Genomic DNA, 24,858 nt, shown 5'->3' with positions numbered 1-24,858 from the left:
TTATTTTGGATCGGTACCATCGCCGCTTGGTTGCTTCTTAGGCAATACATATGTGATCACATCATACTTCACATCATCTTCATCCACATAATCATCCTCATAAGCAATGCCTACCAAGTGAGCGAAAGGCCCGCCTTTTTGATAAAGCGAGAACAAGCTCGGATCCATAACTCTTGGCAAGAACAGTTCTTCTCGCAAAGGATTCTCAACATTTTCAACAGCCTTCATCGTTTCGAAATTGCCCCATTCAGCCCATTTGCCTCCTGCTTTGAAATGGCTCTTCTCCGCATTTCGTTCCCAATAACCTGTTTTTATATTTACAACTTCCGCCAAACCTCTAGCATAACGAACATAGGCAGGACTCAGCACAAAGCACTTTTTCGTTTCAAATCGATTCGCTGAAGCTCTTGCTTGTTGTATATCTTCTCTTTCCATCGTTTGCTCGGAAACTTTGACTTTCTTTTCTATCAAGCCAAAAGCCATGTAAGAAGCATCATCCATTTCATGACTAAAAGGCAATTCGACAAGGACATTGGAACCAGTGCTTCGATTTCTCTCGTTTCTAATATTTGGCGTGGCTCTATTTGGGTGCACCGCTGAAACAGAGAAAATACCCGGCAATCTCCCTTTTCGGTTGCTTGGCCCTCTCATCTCCACAGTATTTTTTCCATCGCCTTCATAAACTGCCTCCAAAAGCTTTCTTCCTCTTGGCACAGCTATTAATCTGGCATGCATTCCCAACATTCTTTTCCTCATGCTCTCCTTGACATCCGCGCCATAACTTACGCTTTCAGGCTCTCTGACGCTTTTCCATAGTTTCTGCACCTTGCTATCGCTAGCTTGGTCTACTACTGGAAAGTTGAATTTTCTCTCCTTCATCTGATGAACTATTTCTTCCAGCTCATTTTGAATATAATTCAAAAACTTCATAATAGGAAAAGCCACCTTAAGCGTTTCATCAGATACTTCATCAACCATCATAGGACTCGAATGATGCCAGATATTCACAATTCTCTCCATTTTCAAGATCAACATGAACCTTTGATGCAAAATATTGGCGGCAAATTGATCAGCTACATATCCCTTGTAATGCTCTAAATCATCTTCAAATATCTCAGAAAAACTTGTGAAGAAATCTCCAGAACTTTCCTTGAATAATTTTTTTCTGTCTGTTAATGTGCCTATAACATCACTTACACCGACAAACGATTCAAATTTTTCAGAATACTGAGCTCTATAAGCTTCAAACCATCTTGCTAAAGGGCACAAATCCTCGTCAGATAGATTAAACAAACTTTCGCTGACAAGCTTATCGTAATCCATCAACACATCTTGCAATGCATTCAAATCCGGCATATCCAATATAAACTCAAGCTCGTATTTTCTCAAGATCTCCGCCCAACCCCTAAAAGGAACACTTGCCATTTCCGATGGCAATACAGATAAATCTCTCTCGATTGAAGCGCTGGCCGTCTCCAATAATGGAGCGTCTTTGCCTGTCAACAGTTCAGGTTGCAAATCTCCCGACTCTTTTATCACTAACTCCTTTGTGCTATCCATGCTGAATGAAGGAGGCTCCAAGCTTGCGCTATCTGGAAATTTCATTCCCGTAGACGAAGGTTCTGTAATTTCTGCGCTTGAACTCAACAAACTGCCTACGGTTTCCTCTTTTTCGTCAAATGGCTGTTCCAAATCCACCGTTACCTTAACGCTAATCGCAGAAGGGGTCAACGAAGCTTTTCGGGATGTACTCGTCAAACTATCAGCTCCTGCATCCGTTGACATCGATGAAAAATCAGGTCCTTCCAAAGATACTGGTTGCGAATATGATGTCGAATCTCTTCCATGGCCAAAACCTACCTCTAGCGAGTCTTCCAACCTGTCTTTCAATGATTTAGGCTCTGACGAATACGATTCTAAAGATGGCAATGGAGGCGATTTGGGTCTAGGTTCCGCTACTGAGTCCGTAATACATGAGTCCAAATCAAGCAAAGAAGAATGCATTGCTCCCGGCTGACTATGCTGCCTTTCCATTGCGGCAATCTGCGCATGCAGAGACTCCAACTCCTTCTTTTCACTTTCAGGAATATTAGCCATCATATGTCCTACTTCCAAAAGCGCCGAAGCTTGTTCTTGCGGACGGTCAAAAACCACCTGCGATTCAGCTTCCAACACATCTCCACCATCTAATTCTTCCCCTTGTTCCAAAGCGGACAACACAACTGTAAATGGCGCAGGAACATTGAAATACTTGCCTTTCTGCATTTCATGATAACTTTGTCCTCGCTTGCCGCCATATATTCTCAAAAATCCGCATTGATGTGGCGGCACATTATGCTTATCGGCAGTCTTGTATTCTAAATAAGCAGCCTCTCCCCTGCTCGTGCTAGCCATCATTCCTAAATTATTGCGAATATCAAAGGGCGTAAATTTCTTTGTTTTTATGCCAGCTTTTTGATAGTATTTCTCAATCTGCTGCACTTCCAAGTCCAACCTTCTGCGCAAGCCAAAACATATATAATCGTTGCCATCCGAACTAACAGCCACTACCGCTCCATGATAATTTCCTTGCTCAAACAAGCCCATATCTTGATGGTCATCGCTACGCATAAAGGTTACGACGGAATCCCCCAAGTCTGGTTTTGCAAACTGATTCACGCCCAACATTGACGATTGATAGTCAAAATCTTTCTTCCGTTTATTGTAAATGTGTCGATATTGCTTATCCCACTTCACACGTTCATCCTTGGAAATCACTTCCATGGCTTTTCTTCTGACTTCATCCGGATTATCCAATGACTCCCCCGTCACCATCAGTTTAACCAAACCTCTCACACCTGCGAAATCTCCGTCAATTCCTCTAAGTCCTGAGCCTTCTCCTGCAGATGAAACTTCTCCTAAATGGTCATAAGGTGGCCTTAACTTTATACCTAGTGGCGTTTCATGCACCACATCGGTGCTATAACCAAACATGTACTTTGTAGGCGCCGAGCTTGCCGCCCTCAGCGGCATATTCGGGAAAACTTTTTGTCTTTGCCTCAAAGGCTCGATAACACTTTCTTGAATAGGAATGATCTCTGCTTCTTGCAATTCATGGCCGTCGACATACAACATATGACCCGTTTTTTTGATCATGACTGTAGCCTTCTGATCCACCATTTTAGCTTGAGCTTTGGTAAGAATCTCTTGTTTGGCAAAAAATGTTTTTGGACGAAAACGATCCGGAACCGCTACAACAGCGATGCTTAAATCATCTGAAATATAAAACTGGGCTTTTCTCCAATGAATTTCTCCTTTGAAATTGTCAATGATATGGTACTTTTTCTCCTCGCCTTTCTTCAGCGGCCTCTCAACCAAATCGCTGACTTGCATCAATAGCTTCTCGCCTGTGTAGGATATGACATGCCCCGGCTCATCCACCGTGGAAAAAAAAGCCTGAACAGGCGCTTTGGAAAGACCGTTTCCGCCTAATTGGCTTAAAGGTTCCCTTCGCTTATGTCCCGACTCGTATTGATGCATAATTTATTCCCGCATGATGCTCCTCTACAATCAACACCAAGTTATTTCAATTGTTGTCCGAGAGGTGATTTTCGCATGTGGATATGCTTCAAACCAATAATCAATTACATATTAGGAATAGAGTTGTCTAAATTCTTAACAACATAATCATCAATCTCCTTCTTCTCCGTATCAAAATTAACACCTACCACCGTCAATGGCTTTTCCTGATGTGCATACATCTCATAATACTTCATCTCTTTGATCTGCTCCACAGCCTCTTCAGCTGAACGATCTATCTTGAATTCAAATATGAGAATGCGGTCGCCTGTATCCAATACTGAACCCATCCTGCCCTTTCGGGTTTGCACTTCGGAGTGAATCTCATACCCCGTCAGCACCATCAACATATGTATGATCGAATGCACATAGCTTTCCTTCTTTGGCAGAATACCATACGGTGCTCTGGCAAACACCTTTTCATTAATCGTCTCGAAAAATAATTCCCAATCATCATGCTCTATGCCATCAGTCAGATTACTTATCACATCATTCTCAAGACGATCAGCAGTTCTGTCTATATATGTGGATAGTAAGTATTGCATAAAAGCAGTCCTGACTTCTTCATTTGGAAACCCCAATTGATAATTAGTTCGGCCGATTTTTAACTCTTCTTTTTTTATCGTTAAGTATCCTGTACTAAACAAAAGCGATTGAATCCCTATATTATTCAGATCATTATTCTCTAAAATTGCTCCAGACGTTTTTAACAATTCTAACTCATAAGAAGCCAACTGCTGCTCCTTCATCAACTTCATCAAAAATGTCGGTGTACCTGTCGCAAACCAAAAATGCTCGAATTTGCCTAAATTAAAAAAATTCAATACTGAAAATGGATTATAGACCTTTTGACGTCCATCCCAAGAATATCCATTATACATTAACTTTATACCCTGTAGCAAATCATCCAATCCCCAAGAACCTTTTAAACATAATTTATATAATTCTTCAGAAAAATAACCTTGCAATTCTTCTTGTGTATACCCACATAAAGCAGCCAAATCATCATGCATTGTCGCATCAAACAAATTATTCAAATCCGAAAATATAGATACCTTGCCATACTTCGATACGCCTGTGATAAAATTAAAATGTATATTTTTATCCTGCGATTTCAAAACTGAATAAAAATTCTTAAGAATATTCGCATTTTCCCTTGCCCTTTCATTATCCTCAAGATAATCCGTTAACGCTTTGTCATATTCATCGACCAAGACAACTACTTTCTCCCCGTCAACTGCCAATTGTTTGAAAAGTTCCCTAAATTTCCCTTTACTATCTTCTGAAGACAACTCAACTCCATTTCTTTCAGCATTTTCATCCAGTGTTCTGGCAATCTCTGCTTCCAAAGCCAACTCCCTATAATTCATCTCATTAAAATCAATATGAATCACAGGATACGTCTTCCAATCAATCTTGTCTTCTATCCAAAGCCCTTCAAACAGTTCCTTACTACCCGAAAAAATTTCCTTCAGCGTACTGATCAACAGCGACTTCCCAAACCTTCTAGGTCTTGAAAAAAATATATGCTGACCTAAGTTCATCAAGTTATAGACCTGCTCAGTCTTATCCACATATGCCAACCCCTCTGTTCTTAATTTTCTAAAATCCTGCACGCCTATAGGTAATCTACTCATGTCTTTAATTTATCATTGATAATGGATAATGGTCAATTATAGATGGCAAATAATCAACAAACTCCGAATTCCCCCTTCGAAGGGGGACTCAGGGGGATGTCCCTTCAAATCCCTTTCATCTCCAATATCCTACACTACCATATCAGACACCATTATCTCCTCTGGAAGGAAGGAGCTAAGAGGAAGGATTTTATCAAATCATTTTTCTTTTTGAATATGCTACTCTCATTATGCGCTCAATAATTAAAGATGATAGATACTCATAAATACGAAAGAACCAATGTCATTAAATTAAACCTTTCTATCGTCCTTTAGAGGAAATGAAGAGGACAGCACTTATCATGTTGCTCCGAAATCACTTCAAAATATCATAACCTCTATTACATACGAAAGATAATACAAATTAATTGTATCTCATAATCATCACCTGATCTGCTGCAACCAAAAACGACTGACCTCTGCTAGATGTCAGCTTTTCCTCATCGCATTCAACTCCCAATAGATTACCCTTATAAACAAACAATTTATCCGCAGCATGCCTGTCACTGGATATGTACTTCTCTCCTTTATCAAGCATAATCATCGAAAGCAAAAAACCATCCACAGGTGCAGGATAATAATTTTCATCTCTTAACAAAGGCTTAGAAGACAATATCTTGAGTAATGTTTTTTTAAACTTTATATTTGCTATTAGCTCTGGGATATCGATATATTTCTTCGTTAAGCCACCACGGAGCACATTATTAATTTACCATTAACTCCATACACTGCCCTTCCAGATAAGAAAGTGGTAAATCTACTTCTTAAAGTGTATTAAAATCAAACCAAGACTTTCTCATTTATTTGTTCACCTAAGAATTCTGATTTTAAAGTACTATCTAATCCCTCTTCTAAGGTAAATGGAGCTTTAAAGCCACTTGAATGAACCTTTCTAGCATCAAATTGTGTAGTTGCACAAAACTTTTTTACACGTACAGAACTAATGGGTAACTTCTTTCCTGTTACTGTGGCTAAAAAATCAAAACAATATCCTCCTAACATTCCAATAGAATATGGAATTCTGATACTAGGCACTTTCTTCCTCATACTTTTCTCAACCACAGACACCAATTCATTCATACTTAAGTCAGGTTTATCGATATAATTATAAACCTCATTAGTTCCCTCAGCAACATTATCAATTAAATACTCTATAAAAGCTATGATGTTACCAACATAAGCCATCGACTTTTTATTTTGACCATGACCTATTCTTAGAAACTTACCCGTAGCAATCTGCTTTAATAGATTATATACATTCCCCCTATTTTCTTCACCAAAAACTACCGTAGGTCTTATGATATTTAATGATCTAGAGTTAGAATCTTTATTATACCACGCTCTAAGTACTTCTTCTGCTTGATATTTTGACTTTCCATAGTCATTAAAAGGATCTATAGCATGATTTTCATCTGGATTAACTTTATTCAAACCATATACTGCCACTGAACTCGTAAAGATTATATTCTTCACACCATGCTTATCCATGGCATCTAGTACATTCTGTGTTGCATCAACATTAACATCATAATAAAGACTCTTAGGAGAAACATCATCTCTATGCTCTGCAGCAAGTAAAACAACAATATCCTGATCTTTTAATCTATCTTCAAATTGTTCATTGTTACGAATATCACCTATATATGTGATTTCTGGAAACTTAGAACTTTGTGATTTATCAATATTAACTACAGAATGTGACTCTACAATATTTTTAATAAGGCGAGAGCCTATAAACCCTGAGCCTCCTACAATACAAACTTTCATTTACCTAGCTGTCTTATATAAGTATTTAATTATAAAAGGAGGCATTGATTTTACAACAAAGTTCAATATTGCATATATATCTGCATCAAAACCAAAACCTAACCTTTTATTTATTTCTATCCTATTTTTTAAAATTGAATACGCATATTTTACTCCTCTTCTTCTTACATAAAAAGAGTCTGTTACTCTAAATAGAATAAGATATTCTGGAATATTATAGAATTTCAAGCCCAATTCATGACCTTTTGTCCAAAGCATCATATCCTCAGCCAAAATAGTATTTGTAGGATACAAGCCTGCTTTTTCAAAAAAAGTTCTACGAATTACTACAGTTGGATGATTCATACAGTTCCTTTTCTTAAAAAAGGCCTTGCACTCGTCAGAAGTAACAGGCATTTTTTTTTCAAAAAACTCATTTTCAAATTCATCTATTTCTTTCAACCATGTTCCACAACAATCAATATCTAAATTAGACTCCATAAATTCTATTTGTTTCTGAAATCTCTCTGGTAGTGAAATATCATCAGCATCCATTCTAATAAAAAATTGATAATCTTTCTTTAGACCGTACTCAATTAATTCATTCAAAGAATGAGCTAAACCTTTATTTTCATTCCTAAAAAATAAATTTACTCGTTTGTCATCAATTGAATTCAAGTAGTCATTAACTTCAGTTGATATAAAACCATCAATTTTAATTAAAAAGTCAAAAGATGAAAAAGTCTGATGAAGAACACTTTTAATACTTTCTTTTATATAAGGAAGAGAGTCTCCCTTATAAATCGACATAATTACACATGATCTTATCATAACTCAGAAAATATTGAATGGTAAGGAAAGGCTCCGTGATTAGAAGCACTCAACATAATTTGTAATTCAAAATAAAACAAACTAAATAAACAAAAGAAATACTTTTCTCTCTTACTAAATATTTGTTTAAAAATTAAAGGAAAGACAATAATTTTTGTATACACCAAATAATATGTAAATCTTGTAGTTAATTGATAATCCTTAAACAAGAAAAACAATATATTACCTAGTAAAAATAAAAGAATATAAGGATTATCCTTAGGTAAATGCTTTTTAAAATATAAGCAAAAGAAAGATACCATCAACCAATATAAAAGTGATAATCCACTAGAAATAGATTCTGGTTTCAGCAAATGAATATTTGTAGTCAAATACTTATTATAATATGGTATCAACTCTATGAATTTTGGAAAAAAAGAAACAAAATACCCTTTTAAATAGAAAATAAAGGTAAAAAATATACCCAACGCCCAAACCCTATTAGGGATAACTCTAAGCGATTTAATCCAATAAAATGGCAATAATGCAATAGCACTGTAATGAAATAGCACAGAAATTAGAACTATACTTATGAAAAATTTCAGAAAATCATCTGACTCAATATATTTAATTGAATACAAAAATAATGCAATAGACAACCCTTGTCTAATTTGGTCATTAATCATAAAAATAAATCCAAAAGAAAAAATAAAAAAAGCTCCGTAATTTAATATTTTATACCTGTAAAAAACTAGCATAACAATAAATAGTGTTAAAAAACTAGAAATAAAGAAGGTATAGAAATAACCGAATTCAAAACTTTTAAATATTGAGTTTAATAATTTATAACCAATCTCAACATACGTTTCATTAAATTGAGAAATATTATGAAATATTTGAATATATGCTAAATAGTCATTACCAACATTATATCGAAATCCACACAAAAATAACACTGGAATTAACGCCAAAAATAATGACAATTTCCCCTTTGTTACCTTGCTAAAAAAAGCGGTTAATAACATAGAGAAATTATAAACTAAAATAGAAGTCAAATCCATAATTAAAGATTTTTAATAATACCTAGTAACTCTTCTTTGTTTTTAATTGAATTCATTCCCCAATATTTATCCACTATATCCTTTTGAGTAGATGTTATATCATCCGAAAATTGACTAAAAGCATGAACTACTTCACTTTGTTCTAATTTGGATGTTGTCTTATCATTATTATTTCGCTGGTCAATTTCCTTGTCAGCATTTATTCCAATCTTTTCATAATTTGTTGGTTGATCAAAAATGTAGTGTGGTCTATTTAATAATACGCAATAACCAACATGAGTACCTACTTTATTTGACATAGTGTAATCAGACAATAATATTAGTGATTTTAATCTTGACAAAAAATACTTATCATAATAATGTCCAGCCGTAACAATATAAAACCCCTTCTCCTTATATGAATTCACTAATTCAACATTACGAGCATCTAAATAATATAAACAAATAAAAACAGAATCAAAACTCTCAGATATTTTCTCTATCTCATTAATAAATTTATTTCCTGCATATTGAGCTTTAATATCTTTCGTCGAATGACTTGGAAAAACAAGAAGAATCTTTCCAAATTCATTTTTAAGATTAATGAAGGTTAAATTATCAATAAGTTCATCCGCGTAATGAATATAAGGCCCTAAAGTTATGACATCAATATTAGGAGCAACTCTCCTAATATGCTTATTCCTTATATTACTTAAAGTTATAATTCTTTTAGAATGATTTTCAATTGAATTTTTTTTAACCAATGAACCAAAAAATAATCCATGTTCTATATAGGCATCTAATGGAGTCTCAAGTTCCATATATCTTTTTAGTGAATAGCCTATACCATACAAATTATTATCAATTAAATATTCATCTGGATAAAATGGGATATCTTCAATTAATTTATTAAAATTAAAAATTGAATACGATTTTCTTTTTTCAGATTCATTTCTATGTTTATAATTCATTATTCTGAAAAAATAATAAAATATTATATTAATAAAATTAATTCGAAAGACTAAATCTAATAAATAGGTTTTCATTTAAACAGCATTTAATATCTCAGAATATCTTTCTATCATTTTTGATAATGTAAACTCTTGTTCAAATTTTCTCCTAGAATTTTTTCCCATCATCCTAAATTTTTCTACTGAGACATCATCCAATAATATTTCTTCTAATACATTTTTCAATGCAATACTATTTGGTTCAATTATATATCCATTTTTTCTATCTGAAACTTGCTCTGGTATTCCAGCAATATTGGTCGAAATTATAGGTAAGTGAGCTCTCATTGCTTCAATAATACACATTGGCAAACCTTCATCTCTACTCATTAAGATGAAGCCATCAGCATTTTTCAAATAATCATCAACATTATCGACACTTCCCTCAAATTGTATAAATGAATTAAGTTCTAACTTATCGACTTCTTTCCTAAGTTTATTTAGCTCAGGGCCATCTCCTAAAAATAAAATATTTAATCTACCCTTTTCAACATCCATATTACTCAAAGAATGTATAATAATATCTTGCCCTTTTCTATATGAGACTGATGCTGCACAAACTAAAGTCAAATTAGTTGAATTTACTTTTTTTTCTTGAAAAAAATCATTCTTATCATCAACAACTCCATTATGTACAAAAAACAACTTCTTTTTATACTTTTGTTTTGACAATAAATTAAAATTATTCATTGAAAAATTTGAAACAAAACCAATTTTATCGACTTTTTCAAAACAAAGATCTGAAAGCTTTTCTAACCATGTACTGAATAATGAATTTTTAAGTGCAGGAAAATAGTCATATACCATTTTGAAAGCTTCTCCATTATTATGAAGTACAAGCACTATTTTCACATTGCTTTTCTTCCTTAATTTCAGATAAAAATAACAACTAAATAAATCTTGAAAAAAAATAACATCCCCAATTTTATCTTCTATCAAGTATTTATTTACTGATTTATAAGCATTATAAAAATATGCTCTTAACACAAAAACAACACTCAAAATGTAATTATTTTTAGTATATCTCAAAAAAATAGATCTTAACGATCTTTTTTTATTCGTTCTTTCAACAATATTATCGTCACTAATACTATCTTCAAGCCCATAAATATTTAAATCAATACCACTGTTCTTAAATAAACTTATATTATCTAAGTAAGATCTAATAATTGAAGAAACTCCATTTTTTGCCGAAACCTTCCCCATATATACGATATCAACTTTTCTCATAATTAAGTATTTTCATATATCAAATTATCGTTTAGGGGAGTTCCTTTAGCAACATCTTTTTTAATAGATTTCCCCAAAACTTCATCATAATATTTAGGATGCAACCCAGCTCCAGGTCTAACTGATTTTATATTTTTTTCAGTTAAAACTTCTCCTGCTTTTAAATCTTCGACAATAAACAAAGATCTACCTCTTGTTCTACTATCAAGTGCTTTCTCTGTTAAATCATATGTAACAGTACCTAGTGCTTTTTCTAAATCTCGTACCGAATCAACCATATGCTTAAATTCTTGGGGTTCCATTGAAAATGAGGCATCCACACCTCCGTTAGAACGATCCAAAACAAAGTGCTTTTCGATAATCCTGGCTCCTATAGCAACGGCGCCCAAAGGTACAGTACTTCCCATCGTATGATCCGAGAGACCTATAACTTCGACTCCAAACCTATCTTTCATATCAGGGATAACGTTAAGGTTAATTTCATTAAAAGGGGTTGGATATGCCGATGTACACTTCAACAATGCAATTTGATCATTACCTTGCTCTCTACATGTTTTAACAGCTAGCTCAATATCTTCCTGTGTAGCAATCCCTGTAGACATTATTACTGGCTTGCCTTTGGATGCCACATATCTAATTAAAGGAATATCCTGTATTTCAAATGAAGCTATTTTATAAGCTGGGGTATTCAATTCTTCCAAAAAATCAACAGCTTTAAAATCAAAGGGAGATGAAAAACAAACCATTTCCAAACTTTCAGCTAGCTCTATCAGCTTAGGTTGCCACTCCCAAGGCATAGAAGCTTCTTGGTATAAATCATATGGTCGATACCCTTTCCATAAGCCTTCTTTTCTTGGTTCAAAATACTTGGTGTCAGCATTTAAACTTAAAGAATCAGCTGTATAAGTTTGTAGTTTCACACAATCTGCACCAGATTCCTTCATAGCATAAATCGTCTCTTTCGCTAATTCGAAATCATTATTATGGTTTGCCGATAGTTCAGCAATGATAAATGACGAGTCTAATTGTTTACTACCTAACTTCATCTATTTTTTTATTTAATAAATATTCTTCATCTATTTTTCTTATTTCTTTGGCTGGAATACCTCCTATAACCGTATTTTCAGAAAAGCTTTTAGTTACTACACTTCCGGCAGCCACTAAACACTGATTTCCTAAATAAACTCCCGCAGTAATTGAAGATTGAGCAGCAATCCAGGAGCCTGCCCCAATATAAATTGGTTCAGCTCTAAATCCTCCAAATCGAAATGAATTTCCTTTTCTTAAATGATTACTTGCTGTCAATGACACAAAGTTTCCTATTAAAACTTCATCATGTAAATTAATTTCTCCTTGCCCTAAATATGAACCAAAACCAATATAAACATGGTTACCAACAGAAAGTCCATTAGGGTTAAAAATAAATGCATTTGATGCAACTTTGAAATTTTCCCCATAGCTTTTCAAATAGGGTTCGTATAATTTACCTCTAGCTCTATCTCCATGAGGACCATCAGGAATAAAGAAATTTCTGAACTTCATATAAAGGCGAGCATATTTCGTCATTTTTTTCATATCTATTTCGCTTTTAAAATCAAGCTTAAGATTCTATTCAAACCTTGAGAATCAAACAGGCCTTGTATTTCAGCTTTACAAATCGTATCTAAATATTTTTCTATTTCTGCTCCAATAAAATTATCCGAAAGCCTCGTCCCAATACCAATGCTTAGGTTACCTGTAATTTCAGCAAAGTCATCATTTATATTTTTTTGCATATCATGTAACGAAATCATAATAGAAGGTACTTCTAAAAGAGATAATTCATACCGCGTATTTCCTCCATTAATAATAGCCAAACTTGATTTAGACATTAAACTAGGCAAATAATCAATATCTTCATGATATTCAGTACTATAAGGTAATCTAGGTATAATATTCTTGATTTTTTCCTTGTTTAAATTAGCACTTCCACATACAACATCTACATGTATTTCTTTGGATATAGTAGTTAAAGAAATTAATACTTTTTCTGTAAAATTCTCAGGATCACTACCTCCCATTGTTAATAATATATTTACACAGTTCTTCTGTTTCTGAGCAATTCGTTTGTTATATTGATTAATTAATTGCCGATTAAAAAACATATAATCACACCCTGAATATACTAAAAGCTCAGACTCATCACCCTTAATAATCTTTTGGTAAGGCAACTCCTTATAAAAAGGATAAAAGGTCAAATCTTCATACCTGCCAAACTGATCAAATTCAAATAATGTCATTGTTACAATATTTAAATTTTTAACTTCCCTTAGAAACCTAAATTCCCTATACCTATCTTCAATCAAGTCAATAATTAAAATATCATATTTATCAAATTCAGATAATAGCCTTTCCTGATTGGATTTATTTAAATAATCAAAATTATCAGTGTCTAGTAAAGAATAAGCAATGTCTCGTTTCAAAAAAAAAGATTTTGTAAAGCTATTATCAGGTGTGAAAAATGTCACATTATGCCCCTTATCTTTTAATCCTTCAGCTAATACAAATGATCGGTATAAATGCCCCAAACCTATCGAGGAATCTCCTTCTACTAAAATCGCTATCCTTAAACCTGTTTCAAGCATTTTATTTGAACTTCTTTTTTAATAGATTCCGCTAATAACTCTGCTTTCTCGTAAGTTGATTCTACACACACAACTTTTCCTATTCGATCAGTACCTTTTCTTAACTTTGAAACTTTATCCCCTTTTTTAACCGTTACTTCAAGTTCTAGTAGATTTATATTCTCATTAATGGTTTCAGGAATTAAAATATCCTCAACAATCCCATCCTCTAACGATTCTAAAATCACCGCTGCACAGGCTTGTTTCTTTATAGGAAAAACATTTACTTTTTCACCCAAAGCATTTAATATTGTATTTTCAACCCAATCTATACCTGTAAAATTATACACTAATTCGGGCAAACAAGTAGCTCCAACTCTTGCTCCAACTTCAATAATTTTAGCTTCCCCATTTTTATTTATAATAAGATCAATATTGGAAGGCCCTTCATTTATGCCTAGTGCTTCTACACATTTTTTCACTGTATCAATTGCATTGTTTTCCTGCTCTGAATCTAAAGAAGAAGGAAAAGAATGTCCTGTTGGAACCATAAATTCCCCATCAGCAAGAGTGTCATTATGTACTAAAACAAGTTTACATTCACCTCCCTCAGAAAAAGCCTGAGCTCCAACTTCAATACCATCTATAAACTCTTCAACAAGAACAACATCTAATCTAGTATATTTTTTAGCTTCTTTATAGGCTTCTGATATTTTATCAAAAGAACTAACTTTAGTAATCCCCCTACTCCCTGAACTATCTACAGCCTTTACTATAACAGGTAAACCTATTTTCTTAGCAGAAATCATTGTTTCATGTTCAGATTCTACTATTTCAAAATTTGGTTGATCTACCCCCTTTTGTTTTAAAGCTTTTCTTGTTTCCATCTTATGACTACATCTTATTGCAGTGTCATAAGTAACTCCATTTAATTTCAAAAAATCATTAACGGCACCTATTGTAGGGATAGGCAAATCTGTTTGCATCGTTACTATTCCATCGATCTGATACTCTTCTGCTAAATTTTTAACGGCATCAACATCAATAATATCAATTGGAAATGATTTTTCAACCATTTTCATTCCTATAGCATTAGGGTTTTTATCAATAACAATTATATCAAGATCTAACTCCAATGATTTTTCAATTAGTGGTAATTGACCAAAACCAGCACCTACTATTAAAATTCTCTTACCTGAAATATCAATCATAAGAAACTACCCTCCTGCTTAAAACTTTAAATTTCAACTCTGCTAACTCCCAGTCTTGATAATTATCTATATCTTGAACTTCCATTTCAGGTAAAACAAATTTCCCAGTATTTCCACAAGAAAGTCTATTCCCTTTTTCTAGGAAAATATTCGTTTTAACCCAATAAAATTGTCCTGCGTCCTGATATGTTTCCTCTAAATCTTGGCTCCTTTCTTTACTATTTTCAGGAAACATTAATTCAATGAATCCATTGGATTCAATTAGAGATCTTTGAATAGGGTACGAATTCTTTTTCACACAAATCAAAGAATCTGCACTTATATCAAATAATATAGAAAATGATCTAATTAATTTATCCCCTGAAACAAAAGGTGCAGTAGGTAAAATACAACAAGCCCAATCAAAATATTCTCCATTATCATTATATTGACTTAAGACTTCTTTTGCCACATCTGCTAAAGTTGCAAAGTCATCTGAAGCTGACTTAGATCTAATAAAAGGAATCGAAGCACCATATGCCCTAGCAACATTCGCAATTTCATCATCATCAGTAGATACCATAACCTCATCAAATAGCTCTGATTCTAAAGCAGCCTCTATTGAATAAGCAATAATAGGTTTACCTAGAAACTCTTTTATATTTTTTCGAGGTATTCGCTTACTTCCCCCTCTTGCTGGTATAATCGCTATTCTTTTCATCATTTGACAAATTCTAATACCTTTTCAATCACAAAATCTTGTTCCTCAACAGTCAATGTAGGGAACATTGGCAGACTCAAACAATGCTCATAATAAGCCTCAGCTATCGGACAATCTCCCTCTTTCCAGCCTAGGTTTTTATAATATGGCATCAAGTGAATCGGAATATAATGCACCTGAGCCAAAATTTTATTTTCTCGCAGATAGTCATACAAACCTTTACGGTCTTCAACTTGGATCACATAAAGGTGATGAGCATGCTGTACAGAACTCTCCACAAAAGGAGTTTTAACTTTAGTTCCTTCAAATGCCTGAGTATATTTTTCGGCTATTTCTAGTCTTCTTTCAACACCCTTGTCAGCTCTGCTTAATTGGCTAATACCCAAAGCTGCTTGAAAATCAGTAATTCTATAATTATAGCCCAGATTATGCATTTCATAATACCAACCTCCATGATTTTCAGTCAGTAAATCTTCTGACTTAGTAATTCCATGTGTACGTAGTAGTATCAATTCATCATATAGCTCCTTATTATTGGTCGTAATCATCCCCCCTTCTCCTGCAGCAATATGCTTTACAGGATGAAAAGAAAACACAGATATGTCTGCATACTGACCATTTCCACAGTTGACCTGTTCTCCTTTTGAATTCTTAAAATATCCCCCAGGAGCATGACAAGCATCTTCCACTAAGAACAGATTATACTCATCTGCAAGCTTACAAAACTCCTCCAAATCAACCGGATATCCTGCAAAATCAACGGGAATTACTCCTTTAAATGTTCCCTTAGGATGAGACTCCAATAATGACCTCAGCTTATTAATATCCAAATTATAAGTGCGAGGATCAATATCCACAAAATAAAGTTCAGCACCACAGTATCTAAAGCCATTTGCTGAAGCGGCAAATGTAATGGGCGATGTAATTACTTTATCACCTTCTTTGACTCTTAAAGCTAAAGCCGCGAGATGCAAAGCAGCCGTACCATTAGATAAAACTACTGCATATTTAGCCCCTGTATAGTGAGCAAAAGCATTTTCAAACTCAGCAATTTTAGGCCCTTGTGTCAAAAAATCAGACTTTAGTGTATCAACAACAGCAGTAATATCTTGATCATTGATATCTTGTCTGCCATAAGGTATCACATTTCCCATAATCTAGTGAGTCTCTTCTAAAACCTTAAAATTAGGATCCACATACTCTAAAATCTTCTCTCGCAAAGACTCCACAGTTTCCCATTCTGTATTTGTTCCCGAATTATATCTAAATCCAAATTCAACAGGAGTAGCATTATGATGCTTAATATAATCTTCGTTCTTATATGTAAATGATACAGAAGGCAATATCGCATAATATTTACCTAATTCGATTGTGTTCAAAGCATCAGTTTCAGTAATCATCTCTTCATGAAGCTTCTCCCCAGGTCTGATACCAACTACCTTAGTTTCGCAATTTGGAGCAACTGCTTTTGCAATATCCAATATTTTATAAGAAGGAATCTTAGGTACGAATATTTCTCCACCAAGAGCATTTTCTATAGCGAAAAATACCATACGAACACCATCCTCCAATGAAATATTAAATCTAGTCATCTCGGGATGGGTAATTGGTAATATTCCTTCTTCTCTTTTATTAATAAAAAATGGAATTACAGAACCTCTAGAGCCCATTACATTGCCATATCTTACAACTGAAAATTTAATATCTCTTGAGCCTTTGATATTATTGGCAGCCGTAAATAATTTATCAGAAGTCAACTTAGTTGATCCATACAGATTAATAGGAGCACAAGCCTTATCAGTACTCAAAGCCACAATACGACTCACATCACATGCTAGTGCAGCATGGATAACATTTTCGGCCCCATCAACATTCGTACGAATACACTCAGTTGGGTTATACTCTGCAGTATCCACTTGCTTAATGGCCGCTGCATGAATAATAACATCAATTCCCTCACAAGCTCTAGTCAATCGTTCTTTATCTCGAATATCTCCAATAAAAAACCTTAACTGAGGATATTCACTTTGAGGCCATTTCTGCTTAAGCTCAAATTGCTTTAACTCATCACGAGAATAAATTACAATTCTTTTTACTTCAGGGTATTCTCTTAAAATCATTTCGGTAAATTTCTTACCAAATGATCCTGTTCCTCCTGTTATTAATATTGATTTATGATTCAACATATTTATATTAATTTTAATTTTCTACTATAGTATACTCTATAAATCATTTCAAAAAGATATACCAATACTGTAATTAGAGATATAACTAAAATACTATTGATCATTCCAACCAGATAGGCGGAAACTATTAAAAACAAATAAAATAGGGTTGTAAATAACATTCCATTCATATACTCCTTTTTTTTATCGAAAATCAAAAGACAATTATTTCCAAAAAAAGTTGAATATGAAAGAAATATTGGACTAAGCATCAAAATTCTAATAATTATGACCGCATTATCAAAATTTTTATCTGTGAATAAGGTAATAATGAATGGGGTTAAATACCATAAAGTTGAAACAATAATCAATAAAATTAAGAATGTTATATTTGAAATTTTCATCACAAATTTCATATTTTTATCCTTAACTACTTTTGGGAATATCGTTTGATTAATAACAACAGGTAATTTTATTATAACATTTGATATTTTCATTCCTAAATCAAATATTGCTACTTCCCCCATTCCCAATACAACACCTATTATCAATTGACTAGTTCTATCTTTTATAGAAATTATGGCTTGTGACAAAAAAAGAGGAGTCGCATTACTCAAAACTTCCAATAAATATTGAAAAGAAACCAACTTTAATTGTATTTTTTCTTTGTAAATCATTAGATAAAAACCATAAAAACTTGCTACCAAAATAGATGTCCCATTCATAATTGGCACTAATAAATAATCACTTTCTGATTTTATAAATAAGAATATCAATAATAAGTAAAGTAATCTACTGATTGTGTTTATTACAGTTACATATTTCATCTTTTCTATTCCTTGAAAAAACCATGTTGGAAATATCAATTCATTGAAAGTAGACAAAAAAGTCAATAAGTAAAGTATTAGGTAATCTCTATTAATTAGAATACAAGAAATTGTCAGAATAGAAAGAGAAAAAAACCATAACAAAAATTTTGAAGAAATAACCGCCGATATATAATGGTTTAAATCTTCTTTTTTATTGATTAATAATGATATGTGTTTAACAGCATCAATATTAAACCCATAATTTATCAAAATTGAAAAATAAGAAACCAACACTTGAGCAAAGACTAATGTACCATAAAGTTCTAATCCTAATACATTGACCAAATATGGATAAACAAGTAAAGGGATTACAATATTTAATCCTTGCACCATACTCATATATCCAAAATTAAAAATAAGTTGACGTTTCTCATTTAATATTTTAGCAATCATACCTCAATATATACATTCAAATATCACCCAACAGTTTTCAATATGCCCGACTTAAATATTCATCGGATTTAAATTGTTGAGATTTAATTATAACTCAATTGTTAAAAGAATACATTACTTAATACCATTCTTATTAACTTCTTTCCTTAATTAAGACCTGGAAAACCTATGTTCCCTTTTATTATAATATAATTCGATATTGTTTTCTTCGCATAAAGATTTGCCAGTAATAAAACTTTACCCCTATACTCTTTTCCAATTATTCTTACTTGAAATTTAAAAACCTTGAGTATATCTTCCAAACCTATTCAGCAGTATATGGAACAATTTCATCAACATATTTACATGCTTTCAATTGAATATATCTTTCCACAACCAACAGGTTTATTCTTTTCAAGTATATCAATACTAGGATCAGCATTGATATCCACTACAGTTACTTTTAGATAAGAATATTTCTGAACTATCACTGACATTGTAGGACCTCCTAAGTATCCTGTGCCTATGCAGCAAATGGATGTTACTTTATCTGGTATCATTTAAATTATATATTGTTTAATAAATCGGCTTCGTCTTAAAAATGATATGCAACCCAATTTACATTAATTCAACCTCTAGATATTCTCGCAGTCCTACTTCATTTTAAACATTTTCCTTGCTTTCCAAACCATATGCCTTCTTTTACTGCGTCTGAAGCCTTTTCCTCTTGGTTTTAAAATAAGAGAATATAGAGCAAAGAGTCCTACCATCATCCAAAATGCTTGCGGAAGCGCCATGCTTTCTGTTAGTGGAATCATGATCAGAAAGGCTATCACGGTCATTATGAATATCATCAAGGTTGTCTGATAATGAACAAAACCTTTTTTCAAAAAGAAATGATGTATATGATTTTTGTCCGCAGACATAGGTGATCTTCCTTGATTAACCCTTACCATAAATACTCTCAAAGTATCATATAATGGCATAAGCAATAGAATTACGGCAACAATGGCCGGATTGTTGAAATGAAAGTTGGATTCTTCAACTGAATGAATTCTTAAGAACTTCACAACAAACACTGCCAACACAAAACCTACCAATAATGAGCCCGTATCTCCCATAAAGATTTTTCTTTCCTTAGAGAAATTAAATCTCAAAAAAGCCAATAAAGACGCCATCAAACCTATGGACAAGCAAACATAGTTAGGATATTCATTAATCCAAAAGAACCAACCAAAAACTCCAGCAATCAGTATCCCTATGCTAGCAGCCAAGCCGTCCACTCCGTCAATCAGATTATAAGCATTAGTAATTACAATCAATGTAAAAACCGTGAGCAGATAAGAAATAATAAACGGCAATTCATATATGCCAAATATGCCAAACATGGAATCTATTCGAAGGTTTGCTCCAAAAACGAGCAGCGTAGCTGCAATCACTTGGGCCGCTAACTTTTTCATCGGAGCGATGATCAAAATATCATCTTTAATTCCTATGAAAAACAAAATAAGAATCCCTGCCAAAAACAATGATATACCTCTTTCCATCGGACCAGGGCCAAACATCAAAAAAGATATAAATAGACCTATAAATATCCCTACGCCACCCAAATTAGGCACTACTTTACCATGAGAACTTCTTTCATTAGGCACAGCATGCAATTGCTTCATTTGCGATACTGTTATAACTACTGGTATCGATACGTAACATAATATAAAAGCAACAATACCAGTTCCGAGATATTGTACATATTGATTTTCAAGGAAATGTAGTAGAGTCCTCATTAATTTGTACTTTTCTTTTAAAAAAAATAACATTTTAAATTACAACAAAATAAAGCAAATTATCTCTCTCATGCAATTATAAAACATAAAATAAACATTGTTTTTTCACACTCATAAAAATTATTTAATAAAATAATATCAAATCAATCAAATTAAGTCAAAATAATATCACTTAATAATCTTTTAAGTATGCAAGATTTATAGATAGAACTATAAAACTTATTCATTAAAATTCATGATTGAAGTAATTTCATTGCATTAAACCAATTTCAAAGCTTCAAAAGCTCATTCATATACGTTAGATTTTCAATTTACTTACATATAACTTCGGTATAAAAAGTCCTTTATCTTATTTCATGCATTGCAAAACTATAAAACTTGACAGCTATTTTAAGCGATGTAATCCACTCGAAAGCCCTCGCAAAATATCTTATAACTTTGCATAGCTATTACCAAAAGACATTTCTACTTAAGCCATTTAAAATCGGGGCATATGATCCCTTAATACAACAGCACTCTACCTACAGAAATAAATGATCAATTGAATTGAATCAAATCACCTCAGCGAATGAGTAAGGAATTCAATAATGGAAATCAAGCAATACAGACCAGAAAAGTATCAAAATAAAATAAGCTCTCCTATTAGAAGTAAACTTCTTCTGTTTTAAAAAATCCATATATTTCAAAAATATTTTCCCGTAATCATTCATTTGCGCAATTATACAATAATTAAGCACCAGATCCTAGTTTCCTAATAAAGCTTATTTAGTCGAGATATAACCATGTCATGATTATGACAAACGACAATATGCAAAAAACAAAAGCCTCAGAAGAAACTAATTGATAAGACTAAAAAAATAAAAACACTGTTGTATCTTTTAAGGTGTTCATCTAGAATCTTTAAGCCAAAATGAAAACAGATCAATTCTTATCATTCAAAAACAATATTACGTGAATAGCATAAAGCCCATCTTGAAATATAAAATCTTAGTGTTAAAAAATAGCATTTGAATCTACTAACACAATAAAAAACAGAATCATCATATTAACGAACAATATCTCTTCTAAATAAATTTCTCACCATGGCCTTGCTTGTATTCATGTCTTCAAAATAAAAAATCACACATTTGTTATCTGTTTTCGGAAACCAAATAAGAGCCACTTTTCACACTAATTCTCATCCAGTCAAAATAAATCATATTAAGTCGGTAAGTTTCAAGAAAATTCGACGTAAAAAAATAAAAAATCATATTTATATAAAACAAAAAACAGTGATGTAATTTCTAGAGCAAACACAAGCATAGTTTCCATTCAGTAGTATTCTTATAAACCTCAAACCAACTTTTCTCCAGGTCGATAAACCTTTAAAAGCTTCGTCTAAATACTATGCTAAATCAGTGGAATAAATCATTCGCATTCATTAAAAATATGCAATATCAAAATATCGATTAAAAAAGTTAAGGAAATAAAAATGGCATTCCATTGTTTTGAAATGCCATTTTTATTAGAGGGTTAGCTAATTAACTGACTACAATCGACCGTCAATATCTTTAATCGGCAATACGCCTTTCACATCATAAACTAAAGAATTATCCGCTTTCAAACTATTCAAGTCCAATGATAAAAATTCCTTGTGCGCAACAGACAATACAATAGCATCATATTGACCTTGCAATTCGCTTAATTCAACATCGTATTCCACTTTGACTTCATCTTTTTCAGCCCAAGGGTCATACACTTCCACACTAGCTCCATAGCTCACCAACTCTCGGTATATATCAATAGCTCGTGTATTTCGAATATCAGGACAATTTTCCTTGAAGGTCATTCCAAGCATCAATACTCTAGCCCCTTTTATTCCCAGATCCTTTTTTATCATTAACTTGACGATTTCACTGGCTACGTAAGCCCCCATGCTGTCATTGATTCTTCTGCCCGCCAATATTATCTCTGGGTAGTAACCTACTTCCTCGGCCTTCTGAGCTAAATAAAATGGATCAACGCCTATGCAATGGCCTCCAACCAATCCCGGCTTGAATGGCAAGAAATTCCATTTGGTTCCAGCCGCTTCCAATACCGCATGCGTATCAATATCCAGCAAATTAAAAATCTTGGCCAATTCATTCACAAAAGCGATATTAATATCTCTTTGAGAGTTTTCTATAACTTTAGCTGCTTCAGCGACTTTCATCGTAGGCGCTAGATGGGTGCCGGCTGTAATCACCATGTTATACAAGTCGTCCACTCGCTTGGCAATCTCTGGAGTAGAACCCGAGGTAACTTTTTTAATCTTAGCTACTGTATGCTCTTTGTCTCCCGGGTTGATGCGCTCAGGAGAATAACCGCAATAAAAATCTTCATTGAACACCAAACCAGATGAGTTTTCCAATACCGGAACGCATTCGTCTTCTGTAACCCCTGGGTAAACTGTAGATTCATAAATCACAATATCACCCTTTTTCAATACTTTGCCTACCGTAGCGCTGGACTTATACAATGGTGTCAAAACCGGACGATTGTATTTGTCCGTTGGAGTTGGAACGGTAACTATATATATGTTGCAATCTCTAATTTCCTCAGGATCCGCCGTAAACTCCAAGCCGGACACGAAATCATTATTGCTATTGATTCCTATAACCGCTTGCAAATCCTCATCTTCAACCTCCAAAGTATGGTCGTGTCCTTTAGACAATTCCTCTACTCTATTTTGATCTATATCAAAGCCTACAACAGGCAATTTCTTGGCAAATTCCACAGCCAAAGGCAAGCCTACATACCCCAAGCCTATTATCGCTATCTTATCCATGACAAAAAATCATATTAATATCCTCGCCATTCACCATTTCCCAAGCGAGCTCTATCTTCATATTTCAATAAAATCAATTCTGGAAATGGAAAGACACACAATGTCGTGATTCTTTCTTATTAATGCTATATTTTTTTTCACATTCGCCTAGCTGTTCGAGGCTCGCAATCCCCATAAGTCTCCCAATCGTCTGTTGGCTAAATTCAATTATGTTTAATTTTGAATGGAGGATTAGCAAAAACTCCCTAAATTGGAGGCATTGCACTTCATGCAAACAAAACCAGACGAGCAAAACAATATGATATTAGGCAATAAGATTAAGAGGCTTCGAGAAAAATCAGCATGGACACAAGAACAATTGGCCTATGCTTCAGGCGTAAGCGAAAAAACCATTCAACGCCTTGAAAAAGGCCAGAAAGTAAGAGAAGAAACGCTTCGATGCATTGCCGCGGCTTTTGACATCGATGTGGATATATTGCTGACAGACAATGTGCATATCAGTGCGATCAAGGAAGAATTTGGCAAAAAAGCAGAATACCTATCCAATCACCCTCATTACGCGAATGAGACGAATATGGACAATATTTTGAGCCTTGTCGATTATGATCGAGCTGATGAATCTAGCTTGCTGGATCTAGCCTGCGGACCTGGAATCTTAACGGCTCCATTGGCAAAGAAATTCTCCAAAGTATCAGCTCTGGATATCACAGAAGAAATGCTTCAAGAGGCCAAGACTTATTGCGAATCGATGCAACTCACCAATATCGATTACCTTAAAGCAAATGCAGAGCAAATTCCATTGGAAAATGAATCTGTTGATACAATCATCAACAGACTGTCAATGCACCTATTCGGCGACAAAGTCAGAGTGCTAAAAGAAGCGCAAAGAGTATTGTCTAAAGGCGGGACATTAATTATTGCCGATTACTTAAGCCCTTCAGATGCCAAGGAAGCCAATTCAATCAATTCCATTGAACAGTTGAAATACGCTTCTGATGTTGACATACTCAACAAAGAACAATACCAGCAATTATTTTCTCAGCTCAAAGAATTGAGATGTGAGGAAGAAATCTATTGGACGGAAACTAGAATCATTTCCAACAGCATGGATTTGACCAATGACCCTGTAAAGGGACCCGCCCTCTTCCAACTAATAACTGTATTAGCTCAAAGCGGAGGTCTGAAAAATATAATTTGGAATGACGAACAAGGACTAATAGAAATCAAACAAGCATGGATAGCATATAAACTTAAGAAATAAAATTCTCGATAACTAAA

19 protein-coding genes and 1 pseudogene are annotated in these 24,858 nt (G+C 33.7%); 1 reads left to right on the top strand and 19 read right to left on the bottom strand.

Features of this window, described 5'->3' with window-relative positions; genetic code table 11:
- From AABK36_RS22435 to AABK36_RS22340, 19 genes and pseudogenes are all read right to left on the bottom strand, one after another.
- Positions 1–3,519, bottom strand: a complete 3,519-nt coding sequence (locus tag AABK36_RS22435; RefSeq protein ID WP_309940818.1) for a hypothetical protein — start codon at positions 3,517–3,519, stop codon at positions 1–3.
- A 104-nt stretch (positions 3,520–3,623) separates the two neighbouring features.
- The gene (locus AABK36_RS22430; protein WP_309940821.1) at positions 3,624–5,195 is read right to left on the bottom strand and encodes an ATP-binding protein; all 1,572 of its coding nucleotides are present in this window, start codon (positions 5,193–5,195) and stop codon (positions 3,624–3,626) included.
- Positions 5,196–5,598: 403 nt separating this feature from the next.
- A complete protein-coding gene (locus tag AABK36_RS22425) occupies positions 5,599–5,847 on the bottom strand; it encodes a hypothetical protein (protein WP_309940823.1) in 249 nt (82 codons plus the stop codon).
- A 167-nt stretch (positions 5,848–6,014) separates the two neighbouring features.
- On the bottom strand, positions 6,015–7,001 hold the full coding sequence (locus AABK36_RS22420; protein ID WP_309940824.1) for an NAD-dependent epimerase/dehydratase family protein: 987 nt from the start codon (positions 6,999–7,001) through the stop codon (positions 6,015–6,017).
- Positions 7,002–7,790 (bottom strand): glycosyltransferase, encoded by a 789-nt coding sequence (locus AABK36_RS22415; protein ID WP_309940826.1) that lies wholly within the window; start codon positions 7,788–7,790, stop codon positions 7,002–7,004.
- A 17-nt stretch (positions 7,791–7,807) separates the two neighbouring features.
- On the bottom strand, positions 7,808–8,851 hold the full coding sequence (locus AABK36_RS22410) for an EpsG family protein (protein ID WP_309940828.1): 1,044 nt from the start codon (positions 8,849–8,851) through the stop codon (positions 7,808–7,810).
- 2 nt (positions 8,852–8,853) lie between these two features.
- The gene (locus AABK36_RS22405; protein ID WP_309940830.1) at positions 8,854–9,876 is read right to left on the bottom strand and encodes a hypothetical protein; all 1,023 of its coding nucleotides are present in this window, start codon (positions 9,874–9,876) and stop codon (positions 8,854–8,856) included.
- A complete protein-coding gene (locus tag AABK36_RS22400; protein WP_309940833.1) occupies positions 9,877–11,070 on the bottom strand; it encodes a glycosyltransferase family 4 protein in 1,194 nt (397 codons plus the stop codon). It abuts the gene before it with no gap.
- A gap of 2 nt (positions 11,071–11,072) precedes the next feature.
- Positions 11,073–12,116, bottom strand: a complete 1,044-nt coding sequence (pseI, locus tag AABK36_RS22395; RefSeq protein WP_309940836.1) for a pseudaminic acid synthase — start codon at positions 12,114–12,116, stop codon at positions 11,073–11,075.
- Positions 12,103–12,645: an acyltransferase gene (locus tag AABK36_RS22390; protein WP_309940838.1), complete on the bottom strand. Its 543-nt coding sequence runs from the start codon at positions 12,643–12,645 to the stop codon at positions 12,103–12,105. The genes pseI and AABK36_RS22390 overlap by 14 nt, the downstream gene beginning before the upstream one ends.
- Positions 12,646–12,647: 2 nt before the next feature.
- Positions 12,648–13,694 carry a hypothetical protein gene (locus AABK36_RS22385; protein ID WP_309940840.1) on the bottom strand — a complete coding sequence of 349 codons (1,047 nt, stop codon included), beginning with the start codon at positions 13,692–13,694 and terminating at the stop codon, positions 12,648–12,650.
- Complete coding sequence (locus AABK36_RS22380; protein ID WP_309940842.1) at positions 13,676–14,884, bottom strand: ATP-grasp domain-containing protein; 1,209 nt, start codon at positions 14,882–14,884, stop codon at positions 13,676–13,678. Before AABK36_RS22380 ends, AABK36_RS22385 begins: the two co-directional genes overlap by 19 nt.
- Complete coding sequence (gene pseF, locus AABK36_RS22375; RefSeq protein ID WP_338390347.1) at positions 14,877–15,584, bottom strand: pseudaminic acid cytidylyltransferase; 708 nt, start codon at positions 15,582–15,584, stop codon at positions 14,877–14,879. Before pseF ends, AABK36_RS22380 begins: the two co-directional genes overlap by 8 nt.
- Complete coding sequence (gene pseC / locus AABK36_RS22370; protein WP_338390346.1) at positions 15,584–16,741, bottom strand: UDP-4-amino-4,6-dideoxy-N-acetyl-beta-L-altrosamine transaminase; 1,158 nt, start codon at positions 16,739–16,741, stop codon at positions 15,584–15,586. Before pseC ends, pseF begins: the two co-directional genes overlap by 1 nt.
- Positions 16,742–17,770, bottom strand: coding sequence for a UDP-N-acetylglucosamine 4,6-dehydratase (inverting) (pseB, locus tag AABK36_RS22365; RefSeq protein WP_338390335.1), 1,029 nt, complete (start codon positions 17,768–17,770; stop codon positions 16,742–16,744).
- Positions 17,771–17,772: 2 nt separating this feature from the next.
- Positions 17,773–19,011, bottom strand: a complete 1,239-nt coding sequence (locus AABK36_RS22360; protein WP_309940849.1) for an oligosaccharide flippase family protein — start codon at positions 19,009–19,011, stop codon at positions 17,773–17,775.
- A gap of 150 nt (positions 19,012–19,161) precedes the next feature.
- A pseudogene (locus tag AABK36_RS22355) lies at positions 19,162–19,472 on the bottom strand (hypothetical protein); the annotation flags it as partial.
- A gap of 171 nt (positions 19,473–19,643) precedes the next feature.
- Complete coding sequence (locus tag AABK36_RS22345) at positions 19,644–20,660, bottom strand: MraY family glycosyltransferase (protein WP_309940853.1); 1,017 nt, start codon at positions 20,658–20,660, stop codon at positions 19,644–19,646.
- A 1,642-nt stretch (positions 20,661–22,302) separates the two neighbouring features.
- A complete protein-coding gene (locus AABK36_RS22340) occupies positions 22,303–23,580 on the bottom strand; it encodes a nucleotide sugar dehydrogenase (RefSeq protein WP_309940854.1) in 1,278 nt (425 codons plus the stop codon).
- Positions 23,581–23,848: 268 nt separating this feature from the next.
- Here AABK36_RS22340 and AABK36_RS22335 point away from each other — a divergent pair, with 268 nt between their 5' ends.
- Positions 23,849–24,841 carry a methyltransferase domain-containing protein gene (locus AABK36_RS22335; RefSeq protein WP_309940855.1) on the top strand — a complete coding sequence of 331 codons (993 nt, stop codon included), beginning with the start codon at positions 23,849–23,851 and terminating at the stop codon, positions 24,839–24,841.
- The last annotated feature ends 17 nt before the right edge of the window (positions 24,842–24,858 follow it).

Origin of the sequence: Aureibacter tunicatorum, assembly GCF_036492635.1 — a bacterium.
Classification (GTDB): Bacteria; Bacteroidota; Bacteroidia; order Cytophagales; family Cyclobacteriaceae; genus Aureibacter; species Aureibacter tunicatorum.
Note: the sequence above shows the minus strand (reverse complement) of the source record. Positions and strands in the feature narration are given on the sequence as shown.

Bases quoted from the DNA above. Each gene is read 5' to 3' on its own strand.
- AABK36_RS22435 (WP_309940818.1), bottom strand. From the start codon at position 3,519: ATGCATCAATACGAGTCGGGACATAAGCGAAGGGAACCTTTAAGCCAA.
- AABK36_RS22430 (WP_309940821.1), bottom strand. From the start codon at position 5,195: ATGAGTAGATTACCTATAGGCGTGCAGGATTTTAGAAAATTAAGAACA.
- AABK36_RS22420 (WP_309940824.1), bottom strand. From the start codon at position 7,001: ATGAAAGTTTGTATTGTAGGAGGCTCAGGGTTTATAGGCTCTCGCCTT.
- AABK36_RS22415 (WP_309940826.1), bottom strand. From the start codon at position 7,790: ATGTCGATTTATAAGGGAGACTCTCTTCCTTATATAAAAGAAAGTATT.
- AABK36_RS22410 (WP_309940828.1), bottom strand. From the start codon at position 8,851: ATGGATTTGACTTCTATTTTAGTTTATAATTTCTCTATGTTATTAACC.
- AABK36_RS22405 (WP_309940830.1), bottom strand. From the start codon at position 9,876: ATGAAAACCTATTTATTAGATTTAGTCTTTCGAATTAATTTTATTAAT.
- AABK36_RS22400 (WP_309940833.1), bottom strand. From the start codon at position 11,070: ATGAGAAAAGTTGATATCGTATATATGGGGAAGGTTTCGGCAAAAAAT.
- pseI (WP_309940836.1), bottom strand. From the start codon at position 12,116: ATGAAGTTAGGTAGTAAACAATTAGACTCGTCATTTATCATTGCTGAA.
- AABK36_RS22390 (WP_309940838.1), bottom strand. From the start codon at position 12,645: ATGAAAAAAATGACGAAATATGCTCGCCTTTATATGAAGTTCAGAAAT.
- AABK36_RS22385 (WP_309940840.1), bottom strand. From the start codon at position 13,694: ATGCTTGAAACAGGTTTAAGGATAGCGATTTTAGTAGAAGGAGATTCC.
- AABK36_RS22380 (WP_309940842.1), bottom strand. From the start codon at position 14,884: ATGATTGATATTTCAGGTAAGAGAATTTTAATAGTAGGTGCTGGTTTT.
- pseF (WP_338390347.1), bottom strand. From the start codon at position 15,584: ATGAAAAGAATAGCGATTATACCAGCAAGAGGGGGAAGTAAGCGAATA.
- pseB (WP_338390335.1), bottom strand. From the start codon at position 17,770: ATGTTGAATCATAAATCAATATTAATAACAGGAGGAACAGGATCATTT.
- AABK36_RS22360 (WP_309940849.1), bottom strand. From the start codon at position 19,011: ATGATTGCTAAAATATTAAATGAGAAACGTCAACTTATTTTTAATTTT.
- AABK36_RS22345 (WP_309940853.1), bottom strand. From the start codon at position 20,660: ATGAAGCAATTGCATGCTGTGCCTAATGAAAGAAGTTCTCATGGTAAA.
- AABK36_RS22340 (WP_309940854.1), bottom strand. From the start codon at position 23,580: ATGGATAAGATAGCGATAATAGGCTTGGGGTATGTAGGCTTGCCTTTG.
- AABK36_RS22335 (WP_309940855.1), top strand. From the start codon at position 23,849: ATGCAAACAAAACCAGACGAGCAAAACAATATGATATTAGGCAATAAG.